The following is a 12365-nucleotide window of genomic DNA, read 5'->3' on the forward strand; positions in this document are numbered from 1 at the left end:
GGTCAGATCGTTGGCGTAGTTGGCGCAGGGCGTTGTCGGATTCATCCCCGCGCTAAAGCACGGGGCTTTCTCCTTGCCACCTCCGTAACCCCCACGGCTGGAAGTCGTGTCGGTCGCGCCGATGTGTGAGCGTGACGTCGTCCGAGAGGGTCTCGAACCGCTTCCGGAAGCCGAGCCCGCCGCGGTGTTTCCCGGGCCCGCCGGAGTCACGCCAGAGGTCGTAGCGATGGACGCGGATCGGGTACTCGATCTCCGTGGCCTCGGCCGTCGTGTTCATGCAGTTCGTCACGTCGGTCTCGATGCAGTCGAGCCCGTCCTTCGTCGGGCGGGCACCGCTCCCCCCCGCACCGACCTCGCCGTAGATCCACTGTTCGTCGTCGATCCCGGCGAAGGTCAACGCCGCCAGCTGGCCGCTTCCCGGGGCCGACACCCGGTCCGGAACCGCCTGCGCGAGCGCGCCGAGCAGCACGTCGGCGATCCGCTTGAACGTCACCGTCCGCGCGTTCACGGGGGCGGGCGGGAGCGGGTTGACGAGCGATCCCTCCGGCATCGTCACCTCCACCGGGAGGAAACAGCCGGCGTTGTTCGGGATGTCGGGGTCGGTTATCGCCCGGACGACGTAGTACACGCCGGAGAGCGTCGCCGCGGGCACCGCGTTCACGGGACCCGTCGCCTGCTCGTCCGTGCCGGTGAAGTCGACGTGCATGTCGCTCCCGTCGACGGTCACCGTCGCCTCGATCCGGATCGGCTGGTGCATCTCGACCCCGTCGTCGTCGATGAAGTCGTGGAACGCGTACGACCCGTCCGGGATCTCCGCTATCTTCGACCGCGTCAACCGCTCCGCGTGGTCGATTATCTGTTGGACCGCCGCGGCGAACGCGCCGTTTCCGTGTTCGTCGGCGACCGCCGCCAGCCGCCGCTCGCCCGTCGTCACCGCGGATATCTGGGCGTTGAGATCGCCGAGAACGATGTCCGGGATACGGACGTTCTTCGCGAGAACGGCCCGTGCGGTCTCGTTGACGGCCCCACGGTGGTGGTACCGTAGCGGCGGGAACCGGATCCCTTCCTGATAGATCTCGGTCGCGTCCGTCGGGATGCTCCCGGGCGTCTTCCCGCCCATCTCCTGGTGATGCGCCATCGTCACCCCGAGGGCGATCACCTCGCCGTCGTTGAAGACGGGTTTGACCACCGTGATGTCGGGAAGGTGGGTGCCCCCGTCGTACGGGTCGTTCATCAGGTAGACGTCCTCCGGCTCCATCTCCCCGGTCGGGAACGCCTCCAGGACGCTCTCGACCGCGGGCACCATCATCCCGAGGTGAGCGGGGATCGCGACGGCTTGGGCGATCGTCCGCCCGTCGGGGTCGAAGATCGCCGCCGACGCGTCCTGTGCTTCCTTCACGATGCTCGAGTACGCGCTGCGGAGCAGCGTCGACTCCATCTCGTCGGCGATCGCGTCGAACTTGTGTCGCAGGACCGACCGCGTGACGGCGTCGACGTCTCCCTCGGCGGGTGGGGTTCGGGCACTCATCCGGCGATCAGACTTGCCGAGCGGGCATAAATCTCTGGGTCATGTTAGCTAAACGCATGACGGACGGTTCCCGTCGACGCGCTCACCGACCGCCTCCCGTCGACACGACCGGCCACCGTCTCTCCCGTCGTCACGTTCGGCCGCCTACAGCGCTACCCGCGCGTGGTCGCCGTCGACGACCAACTCCGTGTCGTACGGTTCCGAGAGTTCGGCGATCGATCCGAGGATCTCCTGTGCGCGCTCGCCGCTCGCCAGCAGCGGCCGTCCGCGGCGTGGGCGGGGCTTCTCGGGGCCGAGGTCCAGCGGGTACAGCCGCACCGACTCGAGCTCCTTCGTCTCCGAGTCGAACGTACACACCGGGAGGACGCTCTCCCAGAACGCGCGGTCGCCGAGGAACCCGGTCCGCTCCCCGTCGTCGAACACGCGCGCGTCGAACGCGGCCGACGGGAGGTCGTCGTCGCCGAGGCCGTACCGCTCGTACATCTCGGGCGGGACGAACTCCACGGTCTCGTTCTGGAACAGGAAGTTCCCGAGGCTGTACCAGATCGGCGACCCGCGATACACCTCGACGCCGCGGAGGACGTGGGGGCCGTGCCCGAGGAAGGCGTCCGCGCCGTGGTCGATACACGACCGCGCGAACGACTCGAGGAACGGCGGGACCGTGTGGTCGTTGCTTCGACCCTGCGCGCCCTCGTGGGCGTGTAACGACACGACGACCCAGTCGGCCTGCCGGCTCGCGTCCTCGATCCGGTCGATGACTGCGGCGACGTCCGCTTCCCGGGCCCGCTGTTCGACGGCGAACTCGTCCCCGACCTCGAACGCGGGGTGTGCGCCACCGTCGAGGTTGAGGAGCCGGAGGGCGTCGTCGTCGTGGCCGGGGATGGGGAACCCGAGCTCCGCGCGGCGGCGTTTCAAGTCCTCCAGGCCGAGTGCCTCGCTCGTCTCCCGCAGGCGCTCCATCGCGTCGGGCGGCAGTCGGTATCGGGTGTCCAGCCGAAGGGGCGCGATCCCCGGACGGCCGCCGACGTCCGGCCCGCGCTCGCCCGCGACGCTTCCGGGGGTTATCGTCGAACAGACCGAAACGAGCGCACACCGCCCGGCGGGCGTGTCGACGTACGCCGGCGCGCGGGCCCGGGTGAGGGTGGTCCCCATCCCCGAGTACGGGATCGCCCGCGCCTCCAGCTCGCGCATCGTCGCCTCCATCCCGCCGTGTGAGTAGTCGAGCGCGTGGTTGGTCGCCACCGCGAACGCGTCGAAGCCCGCCCACGTCAGCTCGTCGGCGACCCACGGCGGCGACTGCATGTACGTCCCGGGCGCGTTCGCCGCGGGGTATCCCTCGTAGTCGTGGAGGAGAGTCTCGAGGTTCACGACCGAGAGGTCGGCCTCTCTGACCCGATCGACGATCGCCCGGAACGGTTCCTCCCCGTCGAACACCCGCAGTCGTCGGTTGAGTATCGCGTCGCCGGCCGCGGTGAGCGTGAACGTGTCGTCCGTGTCCATACCACTTGCCCGTAGGGGATCGTATTCAATACACGGGGCGTTCGCCGGGTCCCTCGTTCGGGACCGGACCCGATTCCCGTCGGCTCCGTTCACCCCAATTCGACCCCTTTCGACTCCCTTCAGCTCCCGTCAGTCCAGTTCGACCCCGCTCAGTCGGCCACCCGGCCGTCCCCTCGATCGAACGTCCCGGCGGGGCGTTCCGCCCGGAGCCGGTCGCGACGGGCGCGCGTCGCCTCCCGGTCGACCCCGCCGTCCGCGAGCACGACTCCGTACTCGGTCTCGGCGACGGCCTCCGACACCCGGTCCTCTCGGAGGTCGCGCACCACCGCCTCAACGGGGCGATCGATCGGCCGACCGTAGCCGCCGCCGCCGGTCGTGTGCACGTCCACGACGTCGCCGGCGTCGAGTCGGACGATCGCCTGAGAGGGGAGCGACTCCGTCTCGCCGGACGTGCGGTGAACGTCGGTTCGACACGTCGGTGCCGGGCGGCCGCCGTGGATCCCCCACGGCGGGAAATCGTGCCGGTCGCGGCGGTGGGTGAACGTCACGCCGTCGACCAACGGCTCGAACTGCTTCCGGTAGCCGAGCCCGCCGCGGTGCTTCCCGGGCCCGCCGGAGTCACGCCAGAGGTCGTAGCGACGCACCCGGATCGGAGCCGACAACTCCGTCGCCTCGACCGGCGTGTTCATGCAGTTGGTGATGTCGGTGTCGATGCAGTCGAGCCCGTCCTTCGTCGGGCGGGCACCGCTCCCCCCCGCGCCGACCTCACCGTAGATCCATCGTTCGTCGTCGTCGAAGCCGCTGAACCGGTGTGACAGCAGCTGTCCGTTCCCGGCGGCGGTGACGCTCTCCGGGGCCGCCTCCGCGAGCGCCCCGAAGAGGACGTCGACGATCCGCTTGACCGTCAAGCTCCGAGCGTTCACGGGGGCGGGCGGGAGCGGATTGACGAGCGAGCCCTCCGGCATCGTCACCTCCACCGGGAGGAAACAGCCGGCGTTGTTCGGGATCGTCGGATCGGTTATCGCCCGGACGACGTAGTACACGCCGGAGAGCGTCGCCGACGGGACGGAGTTGACGGGGCCCTTCGCTTGGGCACCGGTGCCGGTGAAGTCGACGTGCATGTCGCTCCCGTCGACGGTCACCGTCGCCTCGATCCGGATCGGCTGGTGCATCTCGACCCCGTCGTCGTCGATGAAGTCGTGGAACGCGTACGACCCGTCCGGGATCTCCGCTATCTTCGACCGCGTCAGCCGCTCCGCGTGGTCGATTATCCGGTCGACGACCTCCCCGAACGCCTCGTTCCCGTACTCGCCGGCGACCGCCCCGATCCGCCGGTTCGCGATCGAGACCGACGACACCTGCGCCCGCAGGTCGCCGAGCGTCGTGTACGGCGTCCGAACGTTCTTCTCGATGAGCGAGACGAGCGTCTCGTTGATCTCGCCGCGGTCGTGGTACTGCAACGGCGGGAGCCGAAGCCCCTCCTGATAGATCTCGGTCGCGTTCGGCGGGAGGCTTCCCGGGGTGAGCCCGCCCATCTCCTGGTGGTGGGCCATCGTCGCCCCGAGGGCGATCACCTCGCCGTCGTTGAAGACGGGTTTGACCACCGTGATGTCGGGGATATGGGTGCCGCCGTCGTACGGGTCGTTCATCAGGTAGACGTCCTCCGGCTCCATCTCCTCGACCGGGAACGCATCCAGGATGCTCTCGACCGCGGGCACCATCATCCCGAGGTGTGCGGGGATCGCCATCGCCTGCGCGATCGTCCGCCCGTCCGGGTCGAAGACCGCCGCCGACGCGTCCTGCGCCTCCTTCACGATGCTCGAGTACGCGCTGCGGATCAGCGTCGTCTCCATCTCGTCGGCGATCGCGTCGAACTTGTGTCGAAGGACCGACTGTGTGATCTCGTCGATAGTCATGAGGAATCGTGTCGTGTGGGTTCATACCATGACTGAGTACTTATATTTACGCGCGACAGCCGCCGCGTCGTGGAGCCGCCCCCGACACGGCCGCTCCGCACGCCGGCACGGCCACTCCCGACATGCCGCTTCGACGCCGACACGGCCGCTCCCGACATGCCGCTTCGACGCCGACACGGCCGCTTCCGTCCCCGTCAACTGCACCGCGACCGCGTGGAAGCGTCCGCCGTCCGCCCGCGATCCCGTCGTATAGGTTTAAGCGACCCGAGCCGTACACGAACCCATGGCAGGCACGGACACGCATGCGATGCGTCTCGGCCGGTTCGTCGACGGGTTCTCGCTGGACGACGTCCCCGACGACGTGCTCGAACACGTCCGGCACCTGGTGTTGGACTCCCTCGGGGTGACCCTCGGCGGGTCGCGCCTCCCACAGGCGGAGGCCGTCACGGGGTTCTGGGCCGAACGGGGAGGCACGCCGGAGTCGACGGTCCCAGGCGCCGACGGACGGCTCCCGCTGACGACCGCCGCCTACCTCAACGGCTACCTCGCGAACCTCATGGATTACGACGACACCTACAGCGGCCGCGCCATCGGCCACCCGGGCGCGACCGTGATCCCCCCGACGCTGGCCGTCGCCGAGGCGATCGGCACGGACGACCGGTCGTTCCTCGAGGCGGTGATCGTCGGCTACGAGGTCTCGATCCGCGTCGGCGACGCAATCATGCCGTCGCCGGAGCGGTCGAAGGCGGTCGTCGGGACCGGGACGTGGCAGGTGTTCGGGCCGGCCGCCGCGACCGCGAAGCTGCTCGACTGCTCGCCGGCGGCCGTCGCCGACGCGCTCGGGATGGCCGCGATGAACGCGCCAGTTCCGCTCGTCCGAAAGGTCGGCATCGAGGCCGACCGGTTCCAGTGGCTGAAGAACAACTACGGCTGGGCGTGTCTCGGCGGCGTCGTCGCCGGCGAGCTCGCATCCAGAGGGTTCCGCGGTAGCCGCGACGTCTTCGATGGCCCGACGGGGTTCTGGCGGATGGCGGCGTCCGACTCGTTCGACGCGGACGTCCTCCATCGCGACGTCGCGGAGTGGTTCGCCGTCTCGGACGTCTCCGTGAAACCGTACTCCTCCTGCCGATGGACACACGCCGCGCTCGACTGCGTCGACGAGGTCCGGTCGCGGAGCGTCGACGTGGAGGCGATCGACCGCGTCGACGTGGCGACGTTCCACGAGGGGGCGAGCCTCGATTCGGTCCCGGAGACCGTCTTCGACGCCCAGTTCAGCCTCCCGTACGTCGTCGCGGTCTCGCTCCTGGGGTACCCGCCGGGGTTCGAGTGGCTCTCGGCGGAGCGGCTTCGGGACCCGGCCGTCCACGCGTTGATGGAGCGCGTCCACGTCCGCGCCGACGAGGCGATGTCCGCGCGGTACGAATCGACCGGCGGGATGGGCGCGGCCGTGACGGTCAGGCGTCGTGACGGGACGGAGCTGCACGCCGAGACGGACGACCCCCGCGGCGATCCGGAGCGACCGCTGCCGTACACGTCGGTGCGGTCGAAGTACCGCGACCTGGCGGAGCCGTTGTTGGGAGGGACGGGGGCCGCGGAACTCGAGACGCGCGTCCTGTCCATGCCGACCGACCGTCCCGTCGCCGAGGTGGGGGCGGCACTCGACGGCGCGTCCTGCCCCGTAACGGACGACTGAGGCGGCCGGGGGGTCGACGGGACTTTCGGTGTCCGACGATACGAGATTCCCGATGTTCGGCGATACGAGATCTCTTGATAGTCGGCGATACGAGTTCCCTTGATAGTCGGCGACGCAAACCGTTATGTATGATACCAATCCACGTGACAGTGTATGACGGTCCAGATAGCGATCGATATCGGCGGGACGTTCACGGACGTCGTCGCCCGGGAGGACGATGCAGTGTATTCGACGAAGGTCCCGACCACGCCCGAGGACCTCATCACGGGCGTGAGACGCGGGATCGACGAGATCGTCGCCGAGACGTCGGGCGAGCGCGCGGACGTCGAGCGGCTCGTTCACGGAACGACCGCCGGGACCAACGCGGTCATCGAACGGGAGGGCGGCCGGGTCGGCGTCCTCATGACCGAGGGCTTCAGGGACACGCTGGCGATCGGTCGACAGAAGCGGCAGGACATGTACGACCTGTTCTTGGACGAACAGACGCCGACGTTCCTCGCCCCGCGTGAACGCCGCGCGGAGGTCACGGAGCGGGTCGGCCCGGACGGGGAGGTCCTCACCCCGCTCGACGAGGCGGACGTCCTCGACGGTGTGACGCGACTCGTCGACGAACACGACGTCGACTCGATCGCCGTCTGTTACCTCTTCTCGTTCGCGAACACCGACCACGAGGAGCGCACCGCCGAGCTGATCGCGGACGCCTTCCCGGAGGTGGACGTCTCGCTGTCGTCGTCGATCAACCCGCGCTTCCGCGAGTACGAGCGGCTCGTCGTGACGGCGTTCGACGCGTACCTCCGGCCGGTGATCGAGTCGTACATCGCGCGGATGAACGACATGCTGCACGAGGAGGGGATCGGCTGTGAGCTCCAGATCATGCAGTCGCGCGGGGGGATCGCCGGGGCGGAGCTGATGCAGGAGAAGCCGGTCGGGTCCGTGCTCTCGGGGCCGGCGGCCGCCGTCTCGGGCGCGAGCGACATCGGGGGTCGGATCGACCGGCCGGACCTGATAACGATCGACATCGGCGGGACGTCGAGCGACGTCTCGCTGGTCGAGGGCGGGGCCGCACAGATCACGAGCGAGGGGGAGATCCAGGGCTACCCCCTCCGGATGCAGATGGTCGACATCAACACGATCGGCTCCGGCGGCGGATCGATCGCCAGCCTCGACGAGGCGGACAGCCTCCACGTCGGCCCGGAGAGCGCCGGCGCGGACCCCGGCCCCGCCTGCTACGGCCGCGGCGGCGAACGTCCCACCGTCACGGACGCGTCGGTCGTCCTCGGCTACCTGAACCCGGAGAACTTCGCGGACGGCTCGTTGGACCTGGACGTCGACGCCGCGCGAGCCGCGATCGAGTCCGAGGTCGCGGACCCCCTCGGCTACGACCTCGTGGACGCGGCGAAAGGGATCCACAAGATACTGAACACGAAGACGGCCCAGCAGCTCCGGCTGACGACCGTCCAGCGCGGCTTCGATCCCCGCTCGTTCAGCCTGTTCGCGATGGGCGGGGCGGGCCCGATCCACGCCGGGCGGCTCGCGGAGGAGCTCTCGATCCCCGAGGTCGTCATCCCGCGGTCGCCCGGCGTCCTCTCGGCGAGCGGGCTCCTGTCGGCGGCCGTCGAACACGACCACGAGACGACGTTCCTCCGGTCGCTCGCGGACCTCACCCCCGGCGATCTCGAGGACCGATACGCGCGCCTCGTCGACCGCGGGGAACGGGCCATGACTCGAGAAGGGGTGCCGCTCGACGCGGTCGACGTCGCGTTTCAGGCCGACATGCGGTACGAGGGACAGTCGTTCGAGATCGAGCTCTCGATCCCCGACGCGGAGGCGTACGACGCGGCGGTCGTCGACCGGATCCGCGACCGGTTCCACGACCGCCACAAGGAGGTGTACGGCCACGAGAACGTCGACGACCCGGTCGAGTTCGTGAACCTCCGGGCGGTCCACTCGTACACGCCCGAGAGGCTTTCGATGCCGACCCCGGCCGCGGACGGGTCCCTCGACGACGCGAAGGTCACCGCACGGGAGGCGCATTTCGTCGACGACGGCTCCTACGAGACGCCGGTGTACGCCCGATCGGCCCTGCCCGCCGCCGAGGCGTTCGAGGGGCCGGCGATCGTCGAGCAGAGCGACACGACGACCGTCGTCTACCCCGGACAGCGCTGCCGGACCGACTCGTTCGGGAACCTCCTCATCGAGACGAGCCACGCGGAATAACACGGCCGACGGGGCCGCGACGGCGGGATCAGGGTCAGTCGAACCGCGGGATCACGTGCTCCGCGAACACCTCCGCACCGTCGAGGCGGGGGAAGTCGACGAACTCGACGACGACCTCGTCGATGCCGACGTCGACGTATCGCTGGATGTCGTCCGCCACCGTCTCCGGCGTTCCGACCAGGAAGTGTTCGCCCTCCGCGGCGTTCTCCGGGCGGAACCGGGGAACGACGTCGAGCAGCTCCTCGACTTCCGCCTCGGTTTCGCGGATCACACAGCGTGCGAACCACGACTTCTGTATCTCGTCGTACTCCGTCTCATACGTCTCACAGTGGTCCGCGAGCACCGACAGCTTCCGAGTCATGACGTCGAGGGGCCCCCAGTAGTTCCACACGTCGGCGTGTTTGGCGGTGATGCGGAGCGTGAACTCCTCCCCGCCGCCGCCGACCATGATGGGCGGGGCCGGCTCCTGGACCGGTGTCGGCTTGCAGATCGCGTCGTCGAGCTCGTAGTAGTCGCCCCGGTACGTGACCGGCTCGCCGGTCCAGAGCTCCTTCGTGAGCTCGATCGCTTCCTCGAGCTCCCGGAGGCGGGTCGGCGCGTCCGGCCATTCGTAGCCGTACGCCTCCGCCTCGTCCGCCTTCCACCCCGCGCCCATTCCGAGCTTGAGGCGGCCGTCGCTGACGACGTCGAGCGTTGCCATCGCCTTGGCGAGCAACGGCGCGTGTCGGAGCGGGTTGTTGATCGTTTTCGGGTAGAGGTACACGTCCTCCGTCACGGCGGCGAGAGCGGTGATCGACGTGAGACACTCCATCGTGGACCCGTTGCCCGTGATCAGGTGGTCCGGAACGGCGAGGCCGTCGAAGCCGAGCGCCTCGATCCCGGTCCCGAAGTCGCGCTGTTTCTCCCAACTGATGGCGTCACAGAACGCCAGGTTCGTGTACTCGCCCGAGCCGCAACTGGTTGGAACGTTCACGGCGAATTCCATGTCCCCGCTACGCGAACGGGTCATTTAAATCTACGTCGCCCGCCGGAACCGCCGAGGTTACCGGCTTCGACACGGCTTTGACCGCTGACCCGAAACCGGGGGACCGTACCCACCGTGTCATCGTTTGCCGTAGTCGGACCGATCCGCTCGACCGTGCGTGACCTCCGCGAAGGGGGCCGCGGGCCGATCCTGCTCACCGTCGCGGGCGGCTGGTTCCTCGCGCTCGGGACGCAGCTGATCTTCCCGGCGATCCTGCCACAGCTTCGCGCCGAGTTCGGGCTGGACCTCACGACGGCCGGGCTGTTGCTGACGGCGATGTGGACGACGTACGCGCTCTGTCAGCTCCCGAGCGGCTTCGCCGGCGACCGGTTCGGGGGCGGCCGCGTGCTCGTGGCGAGCACCGTCGGGGCGGCCGCCGTCCTCGCGGCGCTCGCGCTCTCGACGACCGTCGCCGCGCTCGTGGCGGCGACCGTGCTGTTCGGATTGGCGACCGCCCCGTACGGGCCGCTACGGTACTCGATACTCACCGACGTGTACACGAGACGCGACGGCACCGCCATCGGGGTGACCCTCGCCGCCGGGAACGTCGGAAACTCCGTGCTCCCGGTCGCCGCCGGCGCCCTCGCGGCGTACTACTCCTGGCGCGTCGGGTTCGGCCTGTTGGTCCCGCTGTTCCTGCTCGCGGCCGTCGGCCTGTGGAGGTTCGTCCCCGCCCGGACGGGCCCGCCCGCCTCCGCCGCCCGCGTGTCGCTCGGCTCGCTCCGATACGTCGTTCGGAACGTCGGGTCGAAGCAGGTCCTCATCGTCGCGGTGGTCCAGATCTGTGCGTTCTTCACGTGGCAGGGCTTCGCCGGGTTCTACCCGACGTACCTCGTCGAGGTCAAGTCGCTCGCGCCGGCGGTCGCGTCGCTCGTCTTCGGCCTGTTCTTCGCCGTGGGGGTCGTCGTCCAGCCGCTCGCCGGGGCCGGCATGGACCGGTTCGGGATCAAACCCTGTCTGTACGTCCTCGGAACGGTGACGGTGCTCGCGCTCGCGGCGACCCCCTTCGTCGACGGGATCGTCGGGATCGTCTCGTTGACCGTCCTCTCGAGCGCGCTCCTCGGGTTCACCCCCGTGACACACACGTACCTCACGAACCGGCTCCCGGCCGATATGAAGGGACGCGGGCTCGGACTCCTCCGAACCGTGTTCATGACCGTCAGCGGGGCGGGCCCGCTGGTCGTCGGCGCCTTGGCCGACCGCGGGTCGTTCGAGTACGTGTTCGTGCCGCTGGCCGGCGTCTGCCTGTGTGCGTTGGTGCTCGTGTTCGTCCTGCCGGCCGACTGATACGCTGCGGGGCCGCCTCGCGGCGTCGCATCCCCGTCGAAGCCGCCCTCGCTGAGCGGGCGATCCCCGCGAGACGGTCAGAACAGCGAGTCGCCGAGTTCGACCCCGACCCCCGGTCCGTCGGGGACCGGGATCGTCGGTGCCTGGTCCATGGGCGGGACGCCCTCGACGTCGGCGAGCAGGTCCGTACAGATCTCGACGCCCGCGGAGAGGTTCGTCACGACCGCGGCCAGGTGGAGGTTCGCCGACGCCTCGAGCGACGTCCCGAACGCGCTCACGACGGACGCGGTCATCCCGTGCTGGCGGGCGCTCGTCGCCATCCGCGCGAGCTCGCGCAGCGACCCCGATTTGGCGAGTTTGAGATGGAAGCCGGGGATGGACGCGTCGCGGGCGTACCGTTCGACGTCGCGTACCTCGCCGACGGACTCGTCGGCGAACACCGGCACGCGGAAGTCGGCCCACAGCCGCTCCATGTGGTCGACCCGGTCGACCCCGACCGGCTGTTCGAGGTATTCGATCCGCTCCAAGTCGTCGATCCCGTCGATGGCCCGCGCGGCGGTCGGGTACGTCCCCCACGACGTGTTGGCGTCGACACGGAGCGTGCCGTCGGGGGGGAGCTCCGCGAGCACCGCGTTGATCCGGGCGACGTCCCCGTCGACGTCGCCGTCCGCCTTCACCTTCAGTCGGGTGTAGCCATCCGCCACCGTCGCGGCCGCCCGGTCCGCCGTCTCCTCGGGCCCGAGCGCCGGGAGGACCGAAACGACGGGGATCTCGTCGCGGACCGCCGCGCCGAGGAGCCGGTGGAGCGGCGCGTCGAGCCGTTTCGCCTGCAGGTCGAGCAGCGCCATCTCGACGGCGGCCGTCGCGCCGTACGCCCCGGGGAAGTCGTCCTGAAACGCGGTCAGCTCGGTGAATGCCCCCTCGAGCGTCCGGCCCTCGATCAGGGGTCGGATCCAGTCGTCCGCGACGGACTCCAAGCCCGCCGTCACGTCGCCCGTGAACCACGGAAGCGCCGTGCCCTCACCGTACCCGGTCAGTCCCTCGTCCGTCGCGATCCGAACGAAGACGTGGTGCGTGCTGTGTTCGATCCCGTAGCTGACGGGGAAGTCGTCCGCGAACGGGACCTCGACGCCGGCCACGTCCGTGTGAGTGATCTCCATTACTGATCCGTGTGGACACACCTCAATATAAAGCTATTCG

The 12365-nt window shown here is 69.3% G+C and carries 8 protein-coding genes; 3 read left to right on the forward strand and 5 right to left on the reverse strand.

The window, feature by feature from the left end; all coding sequences use genetic code 11:
* Positions 1–52 precede the first annotated feature (52 nt).
* The 3 genes from GRS48_RS00005 to GRS48_RS00015 form a co-directional block, all read right to left on the reverse strand.
* Complete coding sequence (locus GRS48_RS00005) at positions 53–1528, reverse strand: hydantoinase B/oxoprolinase family protein (RefSeq protein ID WP_159482907.1); 1476 nt, start codon at positions 1526–1528, stop codon at positions 53–55.
* Between the two features lie 144 nt (positions 1529–1672).
* The gene (locus GRS48_RS00010; RefSeq protein ID WP_159482908.1) at positions 1673–3028 is read right to left on the reverse strand and encodes a CapA family protein; all 1356 of its coding nucleotides are present in this window, start codon (positions 3026–3028) and stop codon (positions 1673–1675) included.
* 149 nt (positions 3029–3177) lie between these two features.
* The gene (locus GRS48_RS00015; protein WP_159482909.1) at positions 3178–4944 is read right to left on the reverse strand and encodes a hydantoinase B/oxoprolinase family protein; all 1767 of its coding nucleotides are present in this window, start codon (positions 4942–4944) and stop codon (positions 3178–3180) included.
* 283 nt (positions 4945–5227) lie between these two features.
* Here GRS48_RS00015 and GRS48_RS00020 point away from each other — a divergent pair, with 283 nt between their 5' ends.
* Both GRS48_RS00020 and GRS48_RS00025 read left to right on the forward strand, forming a co-directional pair.
* A complete protein-coding gene (locus GRS48_RS00020) occupies positions 5228–6637 on the forward strand; it encodes an MmgE/PrpD family protein (protein ID WP_159482910.1) in 1410 nt (469 codons plus the stop codon).
* A gap of 153 nt (positions 6638–6790) precedes the next feature.
* Positions 6791–8854 (forward strand): hydantoinase/oxoprolinase family protein, encoded by a 2064-nt coding sequence (locus tag GRS48_RS00025; protein ID WP_159482911.1) that lies wholly within the window; start codon positions 6791–6793, stop codon positions 8852–8854.
* A gap of 34 nt (positions 8855–8888) precedes the next feature.
* On the opposite strand, the gene GRS48_RS00030 is transcribed toward GRS48_RS00025, so the two are convergent.
* Complete coding sequence (locus tag GRS48_RS00030; RefSeq protein ID WP_159482912.1) at positions 8889–9839, reverse strand: LLM class flavin-dependent oxidoreductase; 951 nt, start codon at positions 9837–9839, stop codon at positions 8889–8891.
* A gap of 153 nt (positions 9840–9992) precedes the next feature.
* Here GRS48_RS00030 and GRS48_RS00035 point away from each other — a divergent pair, with 153 nt between their 5' ends.
* Entirely contained in the window at positions 9993–11165 is a 1173-nt protein-coding gene (locus tag GRS48_RS00035) for an MFS transporter (protein ID WP_200840174.1), read from the forward strand.
* A 77-nt stretch (positions 11166–11242) separates the two neighbouring features.
* Here GRS48_RS00035 and GRS48_RS00040 read toward each other — a convergent pair whose 3' ends face one another.
* On the reverse strand, positions 11243–12325 hold the full coding sequence (locus GRS48_RS00040) for a mandelate racemase/muconate lactonizing enzyme family protein (protein WP_159482913.1): 1083 nt from the start codon (positions 12323–12325) through the stop codon (positions 11243–11245).
* Positions 12326–12365: the final 40 nt, after the last annotated feature.

Origin of the sequence: Halorubrum sp. JWXQ-INN 858 (assembly GCF_009806985.1) — an archaeon.
Lineage (GTDB): Archaea > Halobacteriota > Halobacteria > Halobacteriales > Haloferacaceae > Halorubrum.